Source organism: Halorubrum sp., assembly GCF_046498025.1.
GTDB lineage: Archaea > Halobacteriota > Halobacteria > Halobacteriales > Haloferacaceae > Halorubrum.
Map to the genome: position 1 here is coordinate 25,643 of NZ_JAWOBM010000034.1, position 20,731 is coordinate 46,373.

The following is a 20,731-nucleotide window of genomic DNA, read 5'->3' on the forward strand; positions in this document are numbered from 1 at the left end:
GCAGCTGCCCCTTTGAGGCCCACCCGACCGCAACCGTCCCGCACCGCACAACAGCCTCACGCCTCCCCAGCCTCGGCAGGCGGCCCGGCGCGGGCGACGCCGCGCCGGACCGCTGCCTCCCTCGCGTGCACGGCTCGCGGCCTGAGGGCCGCTCACCGGCACGCGCCACCGCACCGCCGTTTATAAACGATCGTGTCGGTGCTCCTCGCTCCGCCCGCGTTCCGGCGCGACGCCCGAACTAATGCCCTTTTGAACGCGGGGGACCTCCGGTCTGGTATGACCGAGACCCTCAGGCTCGCCACGCGCGGGTCGGACCTGGCCCTCCGGCAGGCCGGGACCGTCCGCGACGCCCTGTCGAGCCGCCGACGCGACGTGGAACTCCGCCGCGTCGAGACCCGCGGCGACCAGATCCCCGACGAGCTGATCCACCGGCTCGGGAAGACCGGCGCCTTCGTCCGCTCGCTCGACGAGGAGGTGCTCGCCGGCGACGCCGACCTCGCCGTCCACTCGCTGAAGGACGTGCCGACCGAGGGAATGGACGACATGGTCGTCGCCGGCGTGCCCGAGCGCGCGCCCTCCGGCGACGTGCTCGTCCACCCCGACGGGATCGGGATCGAGGACCTCCCCCCGGGCTCGGTGGTCGGCACCGGCTCGCTCCGGCGGACCGCGCAGATCAAGGCCGCGCGCCCGGATCTCGTCGTCGAGCCCCTGCGGGGCAACGTCGACACCCGGATCGAGAAGCTGCTCGCGCCCGGCCTGCAGGCGGAACACGAGCGCCGGCTGATCGCCTCGGGCGAGGCGAGCGCGATGACCGCCGAGGCGGGCGGCGACGGGGGCGAGGGAGCCGACGCGGACGACGATGAGGACGAGGAGAGCGAGATCGACGAGGAGTTCGACCAGACCGTCGAAGAGTGGTTCGACTCCCTCTCCGACCTGGAGCGCTCGGCGATGGAGCGGAAGGTCGAGACGGAGTACGACGCCATCGTCCTCGCAGAGGCCGGCCTCCGCCGCTCCGACCTGTTCCACGAGGTCCCGACGACCAGGCTCCCGCGCGAGGAGTTCGTCCCCGCGGCGGGACAGGGCGCCATCGCGGTGACCGCGACCGACCCCGACGTGATCGAGGCGGTGCGCTCCGCCGTCGACCACCCTCGGACCCGGGTGGCGGTCACCGTCGAGCGGACGATCCTCGGCGGGCTCAACGGCGGCTGTGTCGCCCCGATCGGGGTCTCGGCGCTCGTACAGGGCGAGCACGTCCACACGCGCGTCCGCGTGCTCTCGACCGACGGCACCGAGGAGGTGGCGGCCACCCGCGACCTCCCGATCCGATCGCACGCGAAGGCCGCTGAGTCGTTCGCGGCGGACCTGGCCGACCGGGGCGCCGCCGACCTGATCGCGGCCGCCCGCGAGGAGGCCGAGACGGACGAGGGGACCCGGCAGGAGGCGGACGATGAGTGAGGGGGAACGGTCGGACGACGCTCGGAGCGACGACGAGCGGTCGGATGAGGCCCCAGCCGACGACGAGCAGTCGGTCGACGACCGACCGGCTGACGTCGGCACCGTCTACCTCGTCGGCTCCGGTCCGGGCGACCCGGACCTGCTGACCGTGAAGGCCGCCCGGCTGATCGAGTCGGCCGACGTGGTGCTCCACGACAAGCTCCCCGGCCCGGAGATCCTCGGGGAGATCCCGGCGGAGAAGCGCGAGGACGTCGGCAAGCGCGCCGGCGGCGAGTGGACCCCGCAGGAGTACACGAACCGGCGCCTCGTCGAGCTCGCGCGCGAGGGGAAGTCGGTCGTCCGGCTCAAGGGCGGCGACCCGTTCGTCTTCGGCCGGGGCGGCGAGGAGGCCGAGCACCTCGCCGAGGCCGGGATCCCCTTCGAGGTCGTCCCCGGCGTCACTTCCGCGATCGCGGGCCCCGCGGTCGCCGGGATCCCGGTGACCCACCGCGACCACGCCTCCTCCGTTTCCTTCGTCACGGGCCACGAGGACCCGACCAAAGACGAGTCGGCGATCGACTGGGACGCGCTCGCCGCGACCGGCGGCACAGTCGTCGTGCTGATGGGCGTCGGGAAGCTCCCCGCGTACACCGCCGAGCTCCGCGCCGCCGGACTCGACGGCGACACCCCCGTCGCGCTGGTCGAGCGCGCGACGTGGCCGGAGATGCGCGTCGCGACCGGCACCCTCGACTCGATCGTCGAGGTCCGCGACGAGGTGGGGATCGAGCCGCCCGCGATCACCGTGATCGGCGACGTAGCGGCCACCCGGGACCGCGTCGTCGAGTTCCTCCGAAACGACGGCGAGCGGGGTGGGGAGGCGTGAGCGACGCCGACGGCGGGACGAACGAGAGCGACCACGCCCCTCGTGTCGCCGTCTTCCGCCCGGCCGACGAGCGGATCGACGACGCCGTGGCGCTGCTGGAGTCGCTCGGCGCCGACCCGGTCTCTGACCCGATGCTCGCCGTCGAACCGACGGGCGCGGTCCCCGACTCCGCGCCGTACGTCGTCCTCACGAGCAAGACCGGCGTCGAGCTCGCTGCGGAGGCGGGCTGGGAACCGGGCGAGGCGACCCTCGTCGCCATCGGTCCCGCGACCGCCGCCGCGGCCCGCGAAGCGGGCTGGACCGTGGATATCGTCCCCGACGAGTACACCTCGGCGGGGCTGGTCGAGGCGCTCTCCGACCGCGTCGACGGCCGGCGGGTCGAGGTGGCGCGCTCGGATCACGGCAGCGACGTGCTCGTAGACGGCCTCCGCGCGGCCGGCGCGACGGTGAACGAGACGGTTCTCTACCGCCTGACGCGGCCGGAGGGCGCCGGCGAGTCGGCCGAGTTGGCCGCCGCGGGCGACCTCGACGCCGCCGCGTTCACCTCGTCGCTCACGGTGACGCACTTCCTCGAGGCCGCCGAGGAGCGAGGGGTTCGCGAGGCGGCGATCGCGGGGCTGACCGACGCGGTCGTGGGCGCCATCGGTCCGCCGACCGCGGAGACGGCTGCGGAACACGGGATCGCCGTCGACGTCGTCCCGGACGACGCCGACTTCGCGGCCCTCGCCGAGGCGGTCGTCGAGACGGCCGAAGACGGCGAAACGACCGACGACATCTCGTCGAACCGGTAGGTTTCAACGACGAGATTCGTCCTCGACGAAACGGCCTCCGATCTCGAGCGGAGAGCACGAGGCCTCTCGCGGCGCTTTGAGCCAAAAATACTGGCATCCAATTTATCAGATTAGATAATCTAGTCCGTGGGTTTATTTACCGACAGGTTCGGGTTCTTGCCATGCAACCGAGCGAGCGCTGGTCGCTGCGGACCGACGACGAGGTGCTGGTCGTCGAGTTCCCGCACGGGACGGGGCTCAGCCCCGCCGACGGCGAGGCGCTGCTCGACCGGTGGCGGACCGTCACCGCCGACCGCCCGATCGACGCCGTCGTGATCGTCGTGCGAACGAGTCGGCCCTGTTCCGACGCCGGACGGCGGGCGCTCCGCGAGTCCGCGCAGATCGCCGTCGCTCGCGGCGTGAACCGGTTCGCCATCGTCGGCGAGCGCTCGAAGCGCCGCTATCTCAAGCGGACGATCGACGTGGAGGGGATCGACACCGAGGCGTTCAACGACGACGACGCCGCGCTGCGGTGGGCGAAGTCCCCGACTGCGGCCGTTCCCTCCGTGGAGACGTCCTCGTAGCGGCCTTCTGCGTGAAAAGAAATCGTCAGCGCGTCAGCCCGCTTCCGTGCGACGCGTCTCGGCGTCTCGTGATCAGCTCCCGTCGGCAGTCCCGTTCTCTGCGTCGTCGGTCTCGCTTTCGGTCGCCCCGTCTTCATCGTCCTCGTCCGCCGATTCCTCGCCGTCGGTTTCGTTCCCGTCGTCGGAGTCGCCCTCGTCGTCTGATTCGTCGGCATCGTCTGATTCGTCCTCGTCTTCGCCCTCGTCGTCGATCTCGTTGACCTCGACGTCCCGGCCCGCCACCCCGCTCCCGGAGATCACGGGCTTGAGGATGTAGCCGTTGTTCTGGCCGCGCTTGACGACGTTGATGTCGAAGACGAAGCTGACCGGCTCGTCGGGCGTGACCTCGAAGCCGTTCGTGATCTGGAGCTTCTCGCTCGGGAGCTTCACGTCGACCTCCTCGCCGTCGACGATCCCTTCGACCGTCGTGACGGAGAGCTCGACCTTCTCGTAGCTCCCGGCCGGGATCTCGCCGTCGAACACGGCTGTCGCGTCCTCGTCGATCACCTGTGTGAGGTCGACGGTCGCGTCGTCGAGGTCGACGACGGTGAAGCCGCGGTCGCCCTCGGTGTCTTCGTCGTCTTCGTCGTCCTCACCGTCATTCTCCGCATCGTCCTCACCGTCATTCTCCGCATCGTCCTCACCGTCGTCTTCGTCCGCAGTTCCGTTCGGGGAGTCGCTTTCGGTCTCGGTCTCGTTGCCGGTCTGGTCGGACCCGTCGTCCTCGCCGTCTGTCTCTTCATCTTCGGTCTCCGCGTCCTCGTCGTCATCGGCCTCGTCGTCATCGGCCTCGTCGTCCCCGTCCTGCGCCTCGAAGACCCGAGCCTCGTCGAGGGTGACGTTCAGCTGATCGAAGTCGCCGATGTCCGCGGGAGCGTCGCTGATGAGCAGTCGGAAGTTGCCGGTGAGCGTCTCGGAGCCGTCCGTGCCGTCCGACCCGTCCGAGGAGGTGAGGTCCCCGTCGCCGGCACAGCCCGCGAGCATCGTCGCGCTCACGCCCGCGCCGAGCGCCACGAACTCCCGTCGCCGGAAGCCGGCGGCGGAAGCGTCCTGAGAGCGATCCTCGCCCGTCGTCCGCGGTCGGTCCGTCATGGTGATTCACCCGACGCGCTCCGGACGGGTATATAACGGAGATCCTCAGTCCGAATTAATACGGATCAAACCGGTTTTCATCGCTCTGGATTCGCGGGGAAATCCCACCGAGGACCGCCGAAACGGCGGGCTACGACTCGGCCGTGTCGATTCCCGCTTCCTCGACCACCCGCTTCGCCTCTCGGGTGGCGCGCTCGCGGACCGCGTCGGCGTCGATACCGACGTGCTCGCCCCCGTCGTACCGGACCCGCCCGTCGACCACGGCGAAGACCACGTCGTCGCCGTGGGCGGCGTACACGAGGTGCGAACGCGGGTCGTGGACCGGGGTGGCGCGCGTGCGGTCGGTCGTGAGCCCGATCACGTCAGCGCGCTGGCCCTCCCGAAGCGTTCCGAGCCGGTCGAAGCCGGCGGCGCGCGTCGCCTCGGCGTCCATCGCGGCCTCCATCGGGAGCACGGCATCGAACAGCCAGTCGAGGAGGGCGGCGTCGTCGGCGATCCCGCGCCCGAGCGACTGCACCGAGTGCACGTGGCCGCCGACCAGTCCGGGCGCGACGAGGTCGAGCTCGCGACGCTCGTGGTCGGGGTACTCGTCGCGGAGGGCGTCGGACTCGCCGACCGCGGCGATCGTCGTCCCCTCGACGACGACCGCGCCGTCGGGAACGACGGTCTCCGGGTCGGCGATAACGGTTCCGGCGATCAACATGTCCGTCCGTTCCAGACGGTCGATTCTTAAGAGGGTGTCCCTCGCGGGTCAGCGGCGAGCCGTCTCGGCTTCCGGTGCGGGCCGTCGTCCGTCACTCCCGTTCCGTTTCGCACTCGCGTCGGTCGCGGGATCCGGCTCGGTCCCCACCGCCGGCGTCGACACGGTCCGCCAGTTCCTCCGTCTCGAGCAGTCGGTCGAGCCGTCGCTCGAACTCCGCCTCGTCGATCTCGCCCGTCGCGTACCGCTCGCGCAGCGTCGCCAGCGAATCCTCGGTCGTCGCGGTCGACGACGCGAGGTCCCCGTCCGCTCCCTCGGATTCGACGAGCGGGAAGTCCTCGCCGAGCAGCAGCGCCAACGGGATGATCACGAAGAAGCCGAGGACGAACGTGGCGGGGATCAGCGGTTCCAGCACCTCCGGAAGGAGGACGGCGAACAGGGACGTGAGGCCGAACGAGAGGATCGCGACGAGCCCGATCAGCCTCGATTTCTCGAACGTCGGGAGGGCCATGTGCGGCATATTTAGACGAACCAACAAAAACGTGCTGACGGGAATTCGTCCGTCGGATCGGCGGCCGCGGACGGCCGCGACCGACGGCTATTCGTTCCGGCCGTCCCCACTCGGATCCGTGCTCAGATACGTGACGACGAACCCCGGGAAGGTGCGCGAGGCGGAGCGCTACCTCCCGGACGGCTCGGTGGAGCGCCTCGACTTCGACTACCCGGAGATCCAGGCTCCGGAGCTCGGCCCCATCGCCGCCCGCGGCGCCCGGGAGGCGTACCGCCACGCGGGCGAACCGGTGCTCGTCGACGACGCGGGGCTGTTCGTCGAGGGGCTCGACGGCTTCCCCGGCCCGTACTCCTCGTACGTCGAGGAGACGCTCGGGATCGAACGGGTCCACGAGATCGCGGCCGACCTCGACGACCGGCGGGCCGCGTTCCGCTGCGTGCTCGGCTACTGCGACGGGAACGGCTTCGCGGCGAGCCCCGACCCCGTCGATCGGGGCGACCGGAACGCGGCGGCCGCCGCGGGGCCGGACGGGAGCGAGTCGGGCGGGGACGAGTCGGGCGGATCGGCCGATACCCTCCCGGTCAAGCTGTTCGAGGGGTACGTCCCCGGTCGGATCGTCGCGCCGCGCGGAGAGGGCGGGTTCGGCTACGACCCGGTCTTCGAACACGACGGCGAGACGTTCGCCGAGATGGACATCGACCGGAAGAACGCGGTGTCACACCGCGGTCGCGCGTTGGAGAAGTTCGCCGAGTGGTACGCGGACCGGTAAGTCGTCTCAGGCCGCGTCGGCGATGGCGGCGGTCAACAGGTCGCAGCCGAGTCCGATCTCGCGTTCGGTGACGTCGAGGGGCGGGAGAATCCGGAGCACGTCGTAGCCGCACGCCAGCGTGAGCAGCCCCCGGGAGAACGCGCCTTTCTGGGCCGCGTCGCGGCGCTCTTTCGAGTCGAACTGGAGCGCGAGCATCAGCCCCTTCCCGCGGATGTCGGTGATCCCCGGGAGGTCGGCGTCGCGCATCGTCTCTTTGAACTGTCGGCCCCGGACGGTGGCGTTGTCCATCAGGTCGTGTTCGCGGATCGCGTCGAGCGTGAGCGCGCCCTGCGCGGACGCGATCACATCGCCGGCGCCCCACGTGGACGAGAGCCGGCTCTTCTCCTCGGGGAACACGTCCGACCGGGAGATCGTCGCCCCGACGCGCAGCCCCTTCGCGCTGGAGATCACGTCCGGCTCGAGCGCGTAGTGGTCGGAACCCCACATCTCGCCGGTGCGACCGACCCCGGACTGAATCTCGTCGGCGATCAGCGTGATGCCGTGTTCGTCCACCAGGGCGGCAATCTCGTCGGTGAACGCGTCGGAGGGGAACCGGTAGCCGCCCTCTCCCTGGACGGGCTCTAAGATGAGGTACGCCACGTCGTCGGGGTCGATGTGGCCGCGCTCGGGGTCCAGCTTCTCGCGGAGTCGAGAGACGCCGTCGACGAAGAAGCCGCACGAGCAGGTCTCCGGGGTGCAGGTCCGGTCGTCGCAGAACGGGGCGTCGTGGACGCCGCTGATCTCCGGGAACTCCCGGCGGTAGACGGATTTAGAGCGGTTGAGCGAGAGCGCCCCGAGCGTCCGGCCGTGGAACGCGCCGTCGAAGGTGATCGCGTGTTTGGCGCCGCCGGAGTCGTCGTACGCGACCTTGATCGCGTTCTCGACCGCCTCAGCCCCGGAGTTCGAGAGGAAGACGGTGTCCATGTCGTAGTGGTCGGTGATCTCGGTGAGCCGTTCCATCAGCCCGGACGACCCGGGGAGGCCGTCGCCGGGTGACTCCCCGCCGGCGACGTAGAAGTCCTGGCCCGCGATCTTCAGCGGGTCGACCAGGTCGAACTCCGCCAGCGGCTCCATGATGAGCGGGTTGTTGTATCCGAGCGGCGCGGCGGCGACGTGGCTCGTGAAGTCCATGAGGACGTTGCCGTCGACGTCGGTGCAGAACGGGCCCTCGGCGGGCGCGGTGCGGTCCCAGACAAACTCGTAGACGTAGGTGCTCGGCGCGGCCGACTCGTGGTGGTAATCGACCCACTCCCGCGCGCGGTCGCCCGGGAGATCGGTGACCTCGGGCGTGGCCGTATGTCGATCCATGCCGACTCGTCGCACGCGAACGAAATAAAGCCGGGGCGATCCCGCGGTCGTTGGAGAAACGTCCAACTACGGCGCAGGGAACTGAAGCTGCCGGAAGAAACGGTCGCTGAGAGCGCGTAGGGAGGCGGAAGAACCGGGAGGCCGGAGGGTGAGGTGGAGAAAGCGAATCGCCGGCGCGGCCGAGCGCTCAGTGGTCGACGTACTGCGTCTCCCAGTCGGTCCGCGCCTCGATCTCGCGGCGGCCGCGGCGGGTCAACGTGTAGTAGTTCGTCCGGCGGTCGCGTTGACCCTTCTCCACGAGCCCCTTCTCGACGAGCGTGTCGAGGTTGGGATACAGCCGACCGTGGTGGATCTCCTTCTCGTAATAGTCCTCGAGCTCTTCTTTGATCGCGAGCCCGTGAGGCTCGTCCAGACCGGCGATCACGTAAAGCAAGTCACGCTGAAAACCCGTGAGGTCGTACATACAACTGACCGTATATTCCTGTTCTAAATAAATAAATTTACCGTTATAAACCACGTCGATCCGCGCTCCAGCGCGGGCAACAACCCGGTCCGCCTGATTCCGTTATGTCACTCGAATAACGGTGAATCCGCGGTTAGACTCGATTCGCGTCCGCAATTAGTGGTATAGAAATGACACATCGATGCGTACGGGCGGTCAGAGCGGTCGCCGCGCGATCGGTCCCGTCGCAGGGGATCGCCGGTTGCGCCGCTCGTCGCGAAGGCCGTCGATCCCGCGGCTCGTCAGTTTTGATTGTCGACTGCGCAGAAAGCCGGCGCGCCCGACGCGGAAAAAAGCCGCGTCGGGCGGCCGATTGGTCCCCGCTGACGCTTCGGCCCTCCAGACGAAGCGTCACACGGTTGTACACGGTTCCGACTCATAAATGTAACGAGGGCCGGCTACTGGTGTTCTGTCAGTAACACGTTACAGGGATTGCAACGAGGGTCGGGTCCGTCACGCCGGACGCGCCTCACATGTGCTCCTCCTCCAGCACCCACCCGAGAGCGCGCTTGTAGTGGGTGAACAGCTGCTCGACGCCGCGGTGGGACATCTCCTCGTCGTCGAGCTGTTCGCGGAGGAACTCGTACTGCTCGCGAACTTCGTCTTCGGAGCGCATGGGCGCGGATACGGCGCGCCCCGGGATAGTGTTGTGGCCGCCCGACGTCGCCGGCGAACGATACGTTGATACGTCGACCGCCGGTACTCGTGGAGACGATGGACGACCGGACGCGCGAGTACCTGAAGGGGCGGTTCGGCGACTACTACCGCCGCGCCTCGCCGTCGCTCCCGCCGGACGCGAACCTCCGCGAGTGGGGCCACATCCCGTGGACGCCGGGCTCCGGAACGACGATGGTCCGCCACCAGTCGCTGTACGACCTCGGCGACGTCGACACGTTCTTCGCGGACAACGCGCCCCGGCACGCCTACTTCTCGGCCGCGCGGTACGACGACCCCGGCGCCTCGACGATGTCGAAGAAGGGGTGGCGTTCCGCCGACCTGATCTTCGACCTCGACGCCGACCACCTCCCCGACGTGGACCCCGACGCGACCCCGTACCCGGAGATGCTGGCGGCGTGTAAAGACGCCCTCCGTCGCCTGCTGGACTTCCTCGACGACGACTTCGCCTTCGACGACCTCACCGTCGTCTTCTCGGGCGGACGCGGCTACCACGTCCACGTCCGCGACGAGAGCGTGCGCGAACTGGACAGCGAGGCCCGGCGGGAGGTCGTCGACTACGTGCGCGCGATCGACCTCGACACCGAGGGCCTGATCCGCACCGTCTCGGACCGCGGCACGACGAAGCGCGTGCTCCGCACCGAGGGCGGGTGGGGCGCCCGCGTCCACGAGGCGCTCGTCGCGTACGCCGACGACCTCCGCGACATGGACGAGGACGCGGCCCGCGAACGCCTCATGGAGTTAGACGGTATCGGCGAGGGGCGCGCGGAGACGATCCTCGGCGCGTTCGACCGCAACCCGACCGCGGTCCGCGAGGGCAACGTCGAGGCCGGGGGGCCGGGCGTGCGCCGGCTCGTCTCCGCGATCGCCTCGCGCGTGGCCGCGACCGACACCGCGCCGATCGACGAACCGGTGACGACCGACACGCGCCGGCTGATCCGGCTCCCGGGGACGCTCCACGGCGGCTCCGGCCTCGTCGTCACGCCGATCGAACGCGACGAGCTCGCCGACTTCGACCCGCTGCGGGACGCGGTGCCGGACCGATTCGCCGGCCGCGAGATCCGGATCGAGAGCGACGCCGAGCGGACGGTAGAACTAAACGGCGAGAGAGTGTTAGTCGAATCCGGTAGAAACACCGTGCCCGAGTTCGCTGGGGTCTTCCTCATGACCCGCGGCGAGGCACGGAAAGCCCCCGAATGATGAATCTCGACGAGCTCAGATCGGCCCAGGCGAAGGAACGCCGCAAGGACAGCCTCCAGCACCTGCGGGACTCCTTCTACGACGACGTGGCCGCCTACGTCGCCGACCTGCGCGCGGCCCGCGACCGGCGCGCCGAACAGGTCGACAAGCCCTTCTCCGACGACGACGTCCGCCGTCTCTCGGACGAGGTGGAGACCGCGGAGGAGGTCGCCGAGGCGCTGTACGAGCGCCGGGTCGGCAAGGTGGTCAAGCTCGCGTCGTTCGCGGCGGCCGACATGCCGGTCGACGCCGACGGGATGACGACCGAGGAGCGGCGGTTGTTCGACGACCTCGTCGACCGAATCGAGGGGAACAAGTCGCGCGTGCTCGACGTGCTCTCCGGCGAGACACCGGCTAAATCCTCGACCGAGGCGCCAGTAGAGTCCTCGACCGAGGCACCGGCAGAGCCCCCAAGCGAGGCGCCTGCCTCCGGCGTTGATCCCGCGGCGGACGGGATCTCGGAGGGTCGCCGGTCGACGGAGGAGGCCGCCGCCGACCCGGGCGACGAGCCGGCCTCACCCGCTCCGGATCCGGAGCCCGCGAACGGGGTCCCTCGTGCCGGGAGCGGCGGGGACGCCGACGCGCTCGCGGGCGCCATGGGCGGCGAGACCGACGAGGCGGACACCGGTGACGCGGCGGACGCCACCACCGACGGCGGTCCGACCGCGGTCCCGCCGGAGCCGGCGCCGCCCGGGGCACCGGGGGTCGACGAGCGCGAGGCCGTCGAGGAGCCGGATTCCGGAACCGAATCGGTCGAGGCCGCTATCGCCGCGACCGACACCGGCCCGGCCGACGGCGCGGCGGGATCCGAGGCGGACTCCGCGACGGAAGCGGGCGGCGACTCCGCGGTCGGCGACCGCGCGACCGTCCGGATCACCCGCGACGTGGGCGCCATCTTCGGCGTCGACGAGCGCGAGTACGACCTCGCGAGCGAGGACGTCGTGAGCCTCCCCGTCGAGAACGCGGCGCCCCTCGTCGAGCGGGACGCCGCGGAGCGGCTCGACTGAACCCGACGGATGGGCGATGACGCCGGCGCGAGGCCTCTCGACGCGAGCCCGACCCGCAGGACGCGAACCCTCGGCGCGACGGCGACGCTCCTCGCGCTCGGCGGCATCGCGGCGGCGATCATCCTCGACCCGACGTTCTCGTGGTCCAGCGACGCCCTCTCCGACCTCGGGATCCGCGGAGCGAGCGCGCCCGTGTTCAACTGGGGACTGATCCTCGGCGGCGCCGTCGGCGCGGGGTACGCGGTCGAACTCGGGCGTGCGCGAGACTCCCGGGGCGCCGCGCTCCGCGCCGTCGTCCTCGCGTTCGCGATGGTCGCGTTGGCGGGTGTCGGCGTCTTCGATCTCACGGAACCGCTCCACGGCCCGTCGGCAATCGCCTTCTACGCGCTTCTCACCGTCGCCTTCGCCGTCGACGGGACGGTCCGCAGGGGGACGACGACCGGGAAACTCGCCCTCGCGTTCGTCCCGGTCCACGTCGCGGTCTGGGCGACGTTCCTCGCGGGGCGGTGGCCGGTGACGGGGCCGGCGCTGCCGGAGCTGCCGGGCGCGCTCGCGCTCGCGGCGTGGGTGTGGTTCCTCGGGCCGGCGCCGGTGTTCGGATCGGTCGCGGCGCGGCTCGACGGCGCGGGGACCGACGGCGCCAGGACCGCCGGCGCCGGGACCGACGAGCACTAACGCCGCGGGCGGCTACGGACCGCCAATGAAGGTCGAGTTCCTCGGCGGCGCCCGCGAGGTCGGTCGCAGCGCGGTCCTCGTCGACGACGCGCTGCTCTTGGACTACGGCCTGTTGACCGCGGAGCCGCCGCAGTACCCGGTCCGCGACCCCGAGCCCGACGCGGTCGTGGTCTCGCACGGCCACCTCGACCACGCCGGCGCGGTGCCCGCGCTGTTGAAGGGCGACCGACGCCCGACCGTCCACTGGACGCCGCCGACCGCGGACCTGACGCGGACGCTCGCGCGCGACACGCTCAAACTGCACGGAAACAGCCCGCTCTGTCCCTTCTCGGAGGAGCACGTCGCCCGGCTCGGCGAGGTCGAAGCGCGGCACGCCTCCGAGGAACCGTTCGTCGCCGAGGCCGGCGGGACCGAGTACGAGGTGACGCTGTTCGACGCCGGGCACATTCCGGGGTCCGCGCACGTCCTGGTGGACGACGGAGAGACCCGCCTGCTGTACACCGGCGACTTCCACACCGACGATCAGCGGCTCGTCTCGGGGACGACGGCGCGCCCCGACGCCGACGCGGTGATCTGCGAGTCGACGTACGCGGACGTGACGCACGAGGACCGCCGCGCGGTGGAGGACCGCTGGGCCGAGAGCGTGCGGACGACGATATGGGAGGGCGGGACCGTCGTCGCCCCGGCGTTCGCGATCGGGCGGACCCAAGAGCTCATGCTCGTCGCCGAGGCGAACGGGCTCACTCCCTACGTCGACGGCATGGGGATCGAGGTGACCCGGCTACTGCGCCGACACCCCGAGTTCCTCCGCGATCCGGAAGCGCTCCGTCGGGCGACGGGCGCCGCGCGCTTCGTCACCGGCCGGGACGGGCAGCGCGAGCGGATCGCCGCCGACAACGAGCTGATAATCACCACCTCGGGGATGCTCGCGGGCGGCCCCGTCCACTCGTACCTCCCGGAGATTCGCGCCAGTCCGACGAACCTCGTGACGCTGACGGGCTACCAGGTCGAGGGGACGCCGGGCCGCGAGCTCCAGGACCACGGACGACTGGCGATAAACGGGCGGGTCCGCCCGGTCGGCGCCCGCGTGGAGTCGTACGACTTCTCCGCGCACGCGGACCGCGAGGGGTTGGAGTCGTTCGTGGACGCCTATCGCGACGCTCGGGTGCTCGTGAACCACGGTGACCGCTGCGAGGCCTTCGCCGAGGACCTGCGGGAGGACGGGGTCGCGGCGAGCGCGCCGCGGATCGGCGACCGGATCGAGCTGTGAGGGGAGCGCAGAACGAGGCCACCGAATCGGCACGCCGAGCGGCGGCTCTCGAAGCGACGCGACCGGAGAGAAAGAGCGTGAGACCGGGGACCGGTGCTCCGACTACGTTCCGCCGTCGGTGTACGTCCAGTCGCTGAGCACGCGCTCGGCGGTCGCGTTCGCCTCGGCGGGGCTTGGACAGTCTCCGGCGGCGACCTCGCCGGCGAGGTCGCAGGCGAGCGCGTAGACGGCCGAGCCGTCGGCGCGCTCGGCGACGCGCTCGAACGTGGGGCGGTATCCGGCGGCCGTGCGCTGTCCGGTCTCGTCGAGGGAGGCGTCGATGGCGTACTCGAGCTGACGGACCGCTTCCTCTGGGTGCATACCCGATCGATGGGTCTGGCGTTACTTAAGTATACTCGGATTCGGAATCGAGTTAATAATCTCGCGGCGACCGCCCTCGAAGAGGGCGAACCGCGGCGCGAGGGGGCGGACGCGAGGTCGCGGATCGACGTTTATACGCGTCGGGGTCACCGATGCCGGTCATGAGCGACACAGCCGAGCGCGCGGCCGTCACGGAGCGCGCGGCTCGCGCGGGCGGACGCGTGGCCGACGACCACTTCCGGAACGACATCGCCGTCGAGCGGAAGGGCGAGGACGACGTGGTGACGAAAGCCGACCGAGCGGCCCAGCGCACCGTGATCGAGTCGATCCGCGAGTCGTTTCCGGACGACGCCATCGTCGGCGAGGAGGAGGACGAACGCAAGACCGTTCCCGACGAGGGCGCGGCGTGGGTGATCGACCCCATCGACGGCACGCACAACTACGTCCGCGACATCCGCGTGTGGGGCACCGCGGTCGCGGCCGTCGTGGAGGGCGAGCCGGTCGCGGCCGCCACCGTCTGTCCCGCGCTCGGCGACGTGTACACCGCCGAGGCCGACGGCGCGTACCGCAACGGCGACCCGATCGCGGTCACCGACGTCGCCGACCCGCGCCGGGCCGCGGTCGACCCGACGCTGTGGTGGGACTACGACGCGCGCGACGAGTACGCAAAGGCCTGCGAGGCCATCGTCACGCGGTTCGCCGACATGCGCCGGTTCGGCGCCGCGCAGGTCGTGCTTCCGACCGTCGCGGCGGGCGGACTGGAGGGAACGATCTCCAACCTGCGGGCGAATCCGTGGGACTCCGTCGGCGGCGTCTTCATGATCCGACAGGCCGGCGGGCGCGTCACCGACCTGGAGGGGAACCGCTGGCGACACGACTCGACCGGGCTCGTCGCCTCGAACGGCGCCCTCCACGACGAGGTGCTCGCCGCCGCACGCGAGATCGAGGACCTGGACTGAAGACGGTTATTTACACCCAAGACGCGGCGGCGCGCCTCCGAGCGGCCGCCCTCAGCGGCCGCGAGGGGCCCGCGAGGGACGCGGCGAACGGAGTGAGCCGCGAGGCTGGGGAGGTATGAGGTGCGGTGCTGTGCGAGGTGGGACTCAAAGGGGCAGTCGCGAGGACGACGCACGGTGCAGTAAGCACCGCAGCGAAGGAGCGTCAGCGACTGAGCGAGGAGCGCAACGAGCCGCGCGAGTCGTCGCGACTGTGGCTTTGGAGGTACTCTCGGCCGCAGCGACTGCGACGACGTACCGCCGAGCGACTGGGGCTTTGGCGGTGGTCACCGTAGGGTAATCGAGCCCGTCTCGTCGGGGGGTTGGGGCTTTGAGGGCGTTCGCGCACAGAGCGGGTACGCAAACGGATGCGTACGGCCGAGGGTTCAAATCGGACGCCGCCGAACCACGCCACATGTACGCGGTCGTCGGCTGCAACGAGTGCGCGGCTATGTGGCTCCTCTCCGATCCCCGGACCAGCGACAGCGCGACCTGCCCGCGCTGCGGGAAGACCCATCAGACGGCGAAGCTCAAGCGGTTCTTCGAGTCGGAGGACCGGGCGGCGGCCCGGGAGGCCCGCGCCGCGCTGCTCGCGAAGAAGCGGGGCGAGAGCGCCGCGTTCGCCGAGGTCGACCACGTCTCGGAGCTCGAACGCGCCGTCGAGGACGCCGGGATCGACGACCGCGAGTACCTCGAAGCGGGCGGGATCGACGCCGACGCCGTCGACGAGGCCGGCGCCCGCGCGGAGGGCGGCGGGTCGACCTCGCGCACCCGAACCGAGATCGTCCGCGACGCGGTCGAGGCGGCCGCCGAACCGACCGAGGAGAACGTCGTCGCGCGCGCGACCGAGCACGGCGTCCCCGCCGAGGCGGCCCGCGAAGTCCTGACGAAGCTGACCCGACGGGGCGAGCTCTCCGAGTCGCGGGGGCGATACCGGGTGGTATAAATCCGACAAAGCACTTATATCGTCAGTTTGACGCATGGCGTATGGACACGCGAACTGCCCTCCTGGCGGCCGCGGCCGCGGTGCTCGTCGCGAGCGCGGTCGGGGTCGTCGCCGCGCCGGACGCCCTCGACGATCCCCGCGAGGAGCCCGAACGCCCCGGTGACCTCCGTATCGCCGACATCGTCGTGTCACCGGGCGAGATACGCGGCGAGACCGCGGAGCTCCGGCTCGGGGTCGACCTCTGGCACCGTGGATCGACAGTCGAGAACGTCACCGTTCGCCACCGCGCGATCGGCGCCGACTCGGGACTGCTCGTCGACGAGACGACGGTCGACGTCGGCACCGTCGACGGCGGCGGCGAGCGGACGATCAACGGCTCCGTCGACGTGGAGCGCGCGGGCGGCTACCGGATCGAGACCGCCGTGTTCGTCGACGGCGAGCGCGTCGAGACGCAGACGACGCGGGTCAGCGGGGTCGAGGCGCTCACGCCCGACTACGCCGACTCGAAGGTCGGCTTCACCGACGGGAGCGTCTGGCCGAGCGTGGCGGTGAGCGTCGTCGAGAGCGACAACGAGACGACGACGCTGTCGGTGTCGACGTCCGTGACGAACGGGGGCGACGACGCGTCGTCGGACGTCGACCTCAGGCTGCTGATCCGCCAGGCGGAGTCCGGGGTGATCGCCGACGAGGCGCGCGAGACGGTCGGGTCCGTGCGCCCCGGACGCACCGACACCGTGACGACGACGGTGGAGGTGCCCGCGAACTACAACTACTACGTCGACGCGGCCCTGTTCGACGACGACGTCCTCGTCGACGAGACGCAGGGCGTCGCCAACCTCGACCCCCGCGAGACGATCAGCGCGAACGAGACGACCGAGGACGTCGAGTTCGAGGCGGAGGACTTCGCGGGCGGCGGCGCGGACGGCGACGACGCCGGCGGGGACGCGAGTGAAGATGCGGACGCCAGGGACGGCACGGACGACGGCACGCCCGGATTCGGCCCGGTCGTCGCGGTCGCCGCGCTCCTCGCCGCGGCGCTGTACGCGCGGAGGCGACCATGACCGACGACGAGCGGCCCGCCGCGAGCGAGGACCGACCGACGAGTACCCCCGAAACCGACCGACCCGCAACCGATCCCATGACCGACATCGACGCCGACACGACGGACGAACCGACCGCGACCGCCGGATCGAGCGCCGAACCGACCGGAAGCGCCGAACCGACCGAAAGCGCCGAACCGACCGGCGGGCGGATCGGCCGGCTCCCGACCGATCGCCTCCGCGGCATCCTGGACCGGGTCGGGCTCGCCGCGCTGGTCCTGCTCGCGCTGGTCGCCGGGTGGAGCTTCTACAGCCAGACCGGCGCCGCGATCCGGACGTGGCTCGACCCGGCCTACCAGCCGATCGCGCTGGCGGCGTTCAACCTCGCGATACTCCTCGTCGCGCTCGCCGGCGTCGCTCACCAGCTCTCGCGCATTCAGGCCACCGAGTAGTCTGGGACGGCGGATCCGTCTGCGCGCCGACGCGACGTCTCACCGACGCGACGTCTCACTCCTCCGGCAGGTCGTCCGTGCTGGCGGGAATCCGCTCGACCCGTCCGGCGAGCGTCGCCGCGTCGCCGGCGACCGTGGAGGGCTCGACGCCGGCCTCGTTGGCGACCAGCCGCACGTGCGCCGCAAGGAGCGCGAGCGCGCGAAGCCCCTCGCCCTCGGGGCCGTCGTCGGCGCGCTGCGCGAACGTCGTGTCGACCTCGCCGTCGCGAACGACGCCGACGTGGATCGCCTCGATCCCGTCGGCGTCGAGGAGGTCACGGGCCCGATCGAGCTCCGCGGCGAAGGCCTCATCAACGGGCTTCTCGTCGGGGTCGGAACCCCCGTCGGCGAGCGTCTCGGCGTCGGTCGACGCGCCGTCGTCAGAGGAAGTCCCGTCGACGGGCGTCGTGTCGTCGTCTGTCATGGACGAACCTACGCGGAGCCGGTGCAAAAGCGCGGCGCTCACTTGACCGTCGACTGGAGAGCAGATACAAGACAAAAAGCGGCGAAACCGGTCTACTCGTCCGGACGCGGGCGGGCGATGAACAGCGCCTCTTCGAGCGTGAAGGGGTCGTACACCGACTGGTGACAGACGCAGTAGGTTCCGTTCTCGGCGTCGTACCGGGCGGACTCCTCGAGCACCTTGTAGTCGGGGATACAGCAGAAGTGCGTACAGACGTTCAGATACGCCATGAAGCCCTGATCGGTCGACGCTTCGAGCCACTCGTTGTTCGAGTTCGCGACGGCCTCCTCGATCCGCGGTGAGCGGATGACGATCGCGTTCAGGTCGGTTTCGGCGTCCTCGGAGCGCCACGTGACCGACGCGGGCTTGCCGACGCCGTCGTCGCCGATCCCGTTGCCCCACTCGTCGTAGTCAGCGAAGTCGTCGACGTGGATCTTGTCGCCTCCCTCGTACGTCTCGTCCTGCCAGTCGTACTTCCCGGGGGCGGCGCGGAACAGGTTGTCCGACTCGAAGTTCGGGTCGATGTTCTCCTGGGACTCGACACCGCAGTACTGGAACCACGCGCCGGCGTAGGTTTTCCCGCCCAGTTCCTCCTGGGCGACCTCGATCTCCATTCCCTCTTGCATAACCGTCGTCGTCTCGGGCCAGAGGCCCTCGATGAATCCGTCGTCGGTCACTTGCAAGGGGATCTGCGGGAGCCCGCGCGGCGCCGGGCCGCCGGTGTGTGCGATCGTCGTCGCGACCGTCGATCCCCCGCCGACCCCGCCTGCGGTCGTCAGCGTGTTCACGGTCGCCGACCCCATCGCGCCGACGCCCGCGAGCGCCGCCCCACCGACGACGCCCTTGACGAAGCGCCGCCGGCCGGATTCGGCCGGATACTTGTCGGACTTGCTCATACGCGAGGTACGAGGTGGATCGGTAAAAAGGGTAACGAAGCGACACCCGAGCCGTCGATCAGCCGGTCCCAGCCACCTGACCGGTGCCACGCGACGACGGTCGAACGCGGACGCGACCGCACGGGACGGCCGGAATCGATCGGTTCTCGTCTATCGATCCATCCCGACCGTTCGTCGTCGGGCCCGTCCGGGGGGAACGTGCTGTCAGCGATCGTTTCATGATCGTTTGGGATGTTTACTCGGGACCGAGGCAAACATTCGTTCAGACATCGGTTTTAACCCGCGGCAGCGGGTGATACTGTGGTATGGAGTTGCACAATCGAGACGTACGGACGGACGTCAGGGAGCTCGGTGCGCTCGTGGGCGACACCCTTTCCGCGCAGGCCTCCACGGAGGCGTACGAGACGGTAGAAGACCTGCGGAACGCGGCGATCCAGTACCGGCGCGGTGACGCGGAGAACCGCGACCGGCTCCACGAGGCCGTCGGCGACCTCTCGTCGACCCGCGAAGAGATCGTCGCCCGCGCCTTCACCACCTACTTCGAGCTGATCAACCTCGCCGAGGAGCGTGAACGGGTCCGTGCCATTCGGAACGCCGACGACGGGGGTGCCCTGCACGACTCGTTCGAGGCTACGATCGCGGAGTTCGCCGAGCAGGACGTCGAGGCGAACGAGCTGCGCGAGCTGTTGGAGGACGTGCTCATCGAACCGACGTTCACCGCCCACCCGACCGAGGCCCGCCGGGCGACGGTGAAGTCGAAGCTCCGATCGATCGCCAATCACCTGGGGGAGCTCGACGAGCGCAACCTCACAGAGCGCGAGCGGAATGCGATCTGGCGTGACGTCACCGCCGAGGTGACGAGCCTCTGGGGCACCCGACAGGTGCGCCAGCGCCGCCCGGAGCCGGAAGACGAGGCGCGCAACGTCGGCTGGTACCTGGAGAACACCCTCTTCGACGTCGTCGGCGACGCCTACGAGGAGTTCGAGGAGACGATTTCGAGCGAGTACGACGACATCGACTGCCCGAAGCTGTTCGAGTTCCGCTCGTGGGCGGGCTCGGACCGCGACGGGAACCCCTTCGTCACGCCCGAGGTCACCGACGAGACGCTCGAACGCCAGCGGGCGGTCGCCATCGAAAAGTACCGCGACCAGTGCAAGCGCCTCTCGGCCGTCCTGAGTCAGGACGGCGAGCGGTACGCGATCGACGACCGGCTTATCGAGTCGCTCGCCGCCGACGCCGAGCGGTTCCCGACCGTCGTCGAGGAGGCCCGCGAGCGGTACCCCGACGAGCCGTACCGCCAGAAGCTGAAGCTGATGCGTGAACGACTCGACCGCGTCGACGACGTGCGCCCCGGCGGCTACCCGGACGGCGAGGCGTTCCTCGCGGACCTCGACGTCATCGCCGAGTCGCTCTCGCTCGACCGCAACGACGTGGTCCGGACGTCGTTCATCGACCCGCTACGCAGGCAGGTCGACACGTTCGGGTTCGTCCTCGCGTCGCTCGACGTCCGGGACCACCGCGAGAACCACACCGAGGCCGTCGCCGAGGCGGTCGCGATCGAGGGCGTCGACTACCGCGGGATGGACGAGACGGCACGCGCCGAGTTCCTCACCGACGCGATACTCCAGGACGACCCCGTCGTCGACGTCGACGCCCTCGGCGACGTCTCGGAGACGACCGACCGCGTGTTCCGTCGCTTCCGCGAACTCGCCGACTGGCAGGCGGAGTACGGCACGCAGGCGATCGACACCTACTGTATCTCGATGACGGAGGAGCCGAGCCACGTCCTCGAGGTGCTCTTCTTGGCCGACCAGGTCGGCGTCGTCTCGCTTCCGGACCACTGCGGGCTCGACGTCGTCCCGCTCCTGGAGACGGAGTCCGCGCTCAACGGGGCCGAGCGGATCCTCGGGACGCTCTTCGAGAACGAGGCGTACGGAACCGCCCTCGAGACCCGCAGGGGAGTCCAGGAGGTAATGCTCGGCTACTCCGACTCCAACAAGGAGAACGGCTTCCTCGCAGCGAACTGGGACCTCTACAAGAACC

General features: G+C 70.2%; 23 protein-coding genes. 14 read left to right on the forward strand and 9 right to left on the reverse strand.

Annotation, left to right across the window (positions count from 1 at the left end):
* Positions 1–276: 276 nt before the first annotated feature.
* The 4 genes from hemC to R6U01_RS07210 all read left to right on the forward strand — a co-directional run bounded on the left by hemC (position 277) and on the right by R6U01_RS07210 (position 3,671).
* Positions 277–1,455, forward strand: coding sequence for a hydroxymethylbilane synthase (hemC, locus tag R6U01_RS07195; RefSeq protein WP_410285781.1), 1,179 nt, complete (start codon positions 277–279; stop codon positions 1,453–1,455).
* Positions 1,448–2,317 carry a uroporphyrinogen-III C-methyltransferase gene (gene cobA / locus R6U01_RS07200; protein WP_410285782.1) on the forward strand — a complete coding sequence of 290 codons (870 nt, stop codon included), beginning with the start codon at positions 1,448–1,450 and terminating at the stop codon, positions 2,315–2,317. Before hemC ends, cobA begins: the two co-directional genes overlap by 8 nt.
* A complete protein-coding gene (locus R6U01_RS07205; protein WP_410285783.1) occupies positions 2,314–3,108 on the forward strand; it encodes a uroporphyrinogen-III synthase in 795 nt (264 codons plus the stop codon). The genes cobA and R6U01_RS07205 overlap by 4 nt, the downstream gene beginning before the upstream one ends.
* A 161-nt stretch (positions 3,109–3,269) precedes the next feature.
* Entirely contained in the window at positions 3,270–3,671 is a 402-nt protein-coding gene (locus tag R6U01_RS07210; protein WP_410285784.1) for a hypothetical protein, read from the forward strand.
* Between the two features lie 72 nt (positions 3,672–3,743).
* Here R6U01_RS07210 and R6U01_RS07215 read toward each other — a convergent pair whose 3' ends face one another.
* The 3 genes from R6U01_RS07215 to R6U01_RS07225 form a co-directional block, all read right to left on the reverse strand.
* A complete protein-coding gene (locus R6U01_RS07215; RefSeq protein ID WP_410285785.1) occupies positions 3,744–4,802 on the reverse strand; it encodes a DUF4382 domain-containing protein in 1,059 nt (352 codons plus the stop codon).
* Between the two features lie 130 nt (positions 4,803–4,932).
* Complete coding sequence (locus R6U01_RS07220; protein ID WP_410285786.1) at positions 4,933–5,505, reverse strand: imidazolonepropionase-like domain-containing protein; 573 nt, start codon at positions 5,503–5,505, stop codon at positions 4,933–4,935.
* Between the two features lie 91 nt (positions 5,506–5,596).
* Entirely contained in the window at positions 5,597–6,013 is a 417-nt protein-coding gene (locus R6U01_RS07225) for an SHOCT domain-containing protein (protein ID WP_410285787.1), read from the reverse strand.
* Positions 6,014–6,131: 118 nt separating this feature from the next.
* On the opposite strand from R6U01_RS07225, the gene R6U01_RS07230 reads away from it, so the two are divergent.
* Positions 6,132–6,782 (forward strand): non-canonical purine NTP pyrophosphatase, encoded by a 651-nt coding sequence (locus tag R6U01_RS07230; protein WP_410285788.1) that lies wholly within the window; start codon positions 6,132–6,134, stop codon positions 6,780–6,782.
* Between the two features lie 6 nt (positions 6,783–6,788).
* Here the strand turns inward: R6U01_RS07230 and R6U01_RS07235 are convergent, their stop codons facing one another.
* The 3 genes from R6U01_RS07235 to R6U01_RS07245 form a co-directional block, all read right to left on the reverse strand.
* A complete protein-coding gene (locus R6U01_RS07235; RefSeq protein WP_410285789.1) occupies positions 6,789–8,129 on the reverse strand; it encodes an aminotransferase class III-fold pyridoxal phosphate-dependent enzyme in 1,341 nt (446 codons plus the stop codon).
* A gap of 187 nt (positions 8,130–8,316) precedes the next feature.
* A complete protein-coding gene (locus R6U01_RS07240; protein ID WP_410285790.1) occupies positions 8,317–8,592 on the reverse strand; it encodes a PadR family transcriptional regulator in 276 nt (91 codons plus the stop codon).
* Between the two features lie 508 nt (positions 8,593–9,100).
* Positions 9,101–9,247, reverse strand: coding sequence for a hypothetical protein (locus R6U01_RS07245; RefSeq protein WP_186310968.1), 147 nt, complete (start codon positions 9,245–9,247; stop codon positions 9,101–9,103).
* Positions 9,248–9,345: 98 nt separating this feature from the next.
* Here R6U01_RS07245 and priS point away from each other — a divergent pair, with 98 nt between their 5' ends.
* From priS to R6U01_RS07265, 4 genes are read left to right on the forward strand one after another with little or no spacing between them, the layout of a single operon-like run.
* A complete protein-coding gene (gene priS / locus R6U01_RS07250) occupies positions 9,346–10,506 on the forward strand; it encodes a DNA primase small subunit PriS (protein ID WP_410285791.1) in 1,161 nt (386 codons plus the stop codon).
* Positions 10,506–11,552 carry a hypothetical protein gene (locus R6U01_RS07255; protein WP_410285803.1) on the forward strand — a complete coding sequence of 349 codons (1,047 nt, stop codon included), beginning with the start codon at positions 10,506–10,508 and terminating at the stop codon, positions 11,550–11,552. The genes priS and R6U01_RS07255 overlap by 1 nt, the downstream gene beginning before the upstream one ends.
* A gap of 9 nt (positions 11,553–11,561) precedes the next feature.
* Positions 11,562–12,227, forward strand: a complete 666-nt coding sequence (locus tag R6U01_RS07260; protein WP_410285792.1) for a DUF998 domain-containing protein — start codon at positions 11,562–11,564, stop codon at positions 12,225–12,227.
* A gap of 25 nt (positions 12,228–12,252) precedes the next feature.
* Entirely contained in the window at positions 12,253–13,497 is a 1,245-nt protein-coding gene (locus R6U01_RS07265) for an MBL fold metallo-hydrolase (RefSeq protein WP_410285793.1), read from the forward strand.
* 102 nt (positions 13,498–13,599) lie between these two features.
* Here R6U01_RS07265 and R6U01_RS07270 read toward each other — a convergent pair whose 3' ends face one another.
* A complete protein-coding gene (locus R6U01_RS07270; RefSeq protein ID WP_410285794.1) occupies positions 13,600–13,857 on the reverse strand; it encodes a hypothetical protein in 258 nt (85 codons plus the stop codon).
* Between the two features lie 161 nt (positions 13,858–14,018).
* On the opposite strand from R6U01_RS07270, the gene R6U01_RS07275 reads away from it, so the two are divergent.
* The 4 genes from R6U01_RS07275 (at position 14,019) to R6U01_RS07290 (ending at position 17,290) form a co-directional block, all read left to right on the forward strand.
* Positions 14,019–14,816, forward strand: a complete 798-nt coding sequence (locus tag R6U01_RS07275) for an inositol monophosphatase family protein (protein WP_410285795.1) — start codon at positions 14,019–14,021, stop codon at positions 14,814–14,816.
* A gap of 451 nt (positions 14,817–15,267) precedes the next feature.
* Entirely contained in the window at positions 15,268–15,798 is a 531-nt protein-coding gene (locus tag R6U01_RS07280; protein ID WP_410285796.1) for a DUF5817 domain-containing protein, read from the forward strand.
* A gap of 41 nt (positions 15,799–15,839) precedes the next feature.
* Positions 15,840–16,859 carry a PGF-CTERM sorting domain-containing protein gene (locus R6U01_RS07285; RefSeq protein WP_410285797.1) on the forward strand — a complete coding sequence of 340 codons (1,020 nt, stop codon included), beginning with the start codon at positions 15,840–15,842 and terminating at the stop codon, positions 16,857–16,859.
* Entirely contained in the window at positions 16,856–17,290 is a 435-nt protein-coding gene (locus R6U01_RS07290) for a hypothetical protein (RefSeq protein ID WP_410285798.1), read from the forward strand. The genes R6U01_RS07285 and R6U01_RS07290 overlap by 4 nt, the downstream gene beginning before the upstream one ends.
* A gap of 55 nt (positions 17,291–17,345) precedes the next feature.
* Here the strand turns inward: R6U01_RS07290 and R6U01_RS07295 are convergent, their stop codons facing one another.
* On the reverse strand, positions 17,346–17,753 hold the full coding sequence (locus R6U01_RS07295) for a hypothetical protein (RefSeq protein ID WP_410285799.1): 408 nt from the start codon (positions 17,751–17,753) through the stop codon (positions 17,346–17,348).
* 92 nt (positions 17,754–17,845) lie between these two features.
* Complete coding sequence (locus R6U01_RS07300) at positions 17,846–18,688, reverse strand: ubiquinol-cytochrome c reductase iron-sulfur subunit (RefSeq protein WP_410285800.1); 843 nt, start codon at positions 18,686–18,688, stop codon at positions 17,846–17,848.
* 305 nt (positions 18,689–18,993) lie between these two features.
* Here R6U01_RS07300 and R6U01_RS07305 point away from each other — a divergent pair.
* Positions 18,994–20,731, forward strand: a 1,738-nt coding sequence (locus tag R6U01_RS07305) for a phosphoenolpyruvate carboxylase (protein WP_410285801.1), incomplete at its 3' end; no start/stop codon positions are given.

Excerpts from the sequence above, each read along its gene's own strand:
- R6U01_RS07280 (WP_410285796.1), top strand. The coding sequence starts at position 15,268 with ATGTACGCGGTCGTCGGCTGCAACGAGTGCGCGGCTATGTGGCTCCTC.
- R6U01_RS07215 (WP_410285785.1), bottom strand. The coding sequence starts at position 4,802 with ATGACGGACCGACCGCGGACGACGGGCGAGGATCGCTCTCAGGACGCT.
- R6U01_RS07260 (WP_410285792.1), top strand. The coding sequence starts at position 11,562 with ATGGGCGATGACGCCGGCGCGAGGCCTCTCGACGCGAGCCCGACCCGC.
- R6U01_RS07275 (WP_410285795.1), top strand. The coding sequence starts at position 14,019 with ATGAGCGACACAGCCGAGCGCGCGGCCGTCACGGAGCGCGCGGCTCGC.
- R6U01_RS07240 (WP_410285790.1), bottom strand. The coding sequence starts at position 8,592 with ATGTACGACCTCACGGGTTTTCAGCGTGACTTGCTTTACGTGATCGCC.
- R6U01_RS07265 (WP_410285793.1), top strand. The coding sequence starts at position 12,253 with ATGAAGGTCGAGTTCCTCGGCGGCGCCCGCGAGGTCGGTCGCAGCGCG.
- cobA (WP_410285782.1), top strand. The coding sequence starts at position 1,448 with ATGAGTGAGGGGGAACGGTCGGACGACGCTCGGAGCGACGACGAGCGG.
- R6U01_RS07300 (WP_410285800.1), bottom strand. The coding sequence starts at position 18,688 with ATGAGCAAGTCCGACAAGTATCCGGCCGAATCCGGCCGGCGGCGCTTC.
- R6U01_RS07295 (WP_410285799.1), bottom strand. The coding sequence starts at position 17,753 with ATGACAGACGACGACACGACGCCCGTCGACGGGACTTCCTCTGACGAC.
- R6U01_RS07235 (WP_410285789.1), bottom strand. The coding sequence starts at position 8,129 with ATGGATCGACATACGGCCACGCCCGAGGTCACCGATCTCCCGGGCGAC.
- R6U01_RS07290 (WP_410285798.1), top strand. The coding sequence starts at position 16,856 with ATGACCGACGACGAGCGGCCCGCCGCGAGCGAGGACCGACCGACGAGT.
- priS (WP_410285791.1), top strand. The coding sequence starts at position 9,346 with ATGGACGACCGGACGCGCGAGTACCTGAAGGGGCGGTTCGGCGACTAC.
- R6U01_RS07285 (WP_410285797.1), top strand. The coding sequence starts at position 15,840 with ATGGACACGCGAACTGCCCTCCTGGCGGCCGCGGCCGCGGTGCTCGTC.
- R6U01_RS07245 (WP_186310968.1), bottom strand. The coding sequence starts at position 9,247 with ATGCGCTCCGAAGACGAAGTTCGCGAGCAGTACGAGTTCCTCCGCGAA.
- hemC (WP_410285781.1), top strand. The coding sequence starts at position 277 with ATGACCGAGACCCTCAGGCTCGCCACGCGCGGGTCGGACCTGGCCCTC.
- R6U01_RS07220 (WP_410285786.1), bottom strand. The coding sequence starts at position 5,505 with ATGTTGATCGCCGGAACCGTTATCGCCGACCCGGAGACCGTCGTTCCC.
- R6U01_RS07270 (WP_410285794.1), bottom strand. The coding sequence starts at position 13,857 with ATGCACCCAGAGGAAGCGGTCCGTCAGCTCGAGTACGCCATCGACGCC.
- R6U01_RS07225 (WP_410285787.1), bottom strand. The coding sequence starts at position 6,013 with ATGGCCCTCCCGACGTTCGAGAAATCGAGGCTGATCGGGCTCGTCGCG.
- R6U01_RS07255 (WP_410285803.1), top strand. The coding sequence starts at position 10,506 with ATGAATCTCGACGAGCTCAGATCGGCCCAGGCGAAGGAACGCCGCAAG.
- R6U01_RS07210 (WP_410285784.1), top strand. The coding sequence starts at position 3,270 with ATGCAACCGAGCGAGCGCTGGTCGCTGCGGACCGACGACGAGGTGCTG.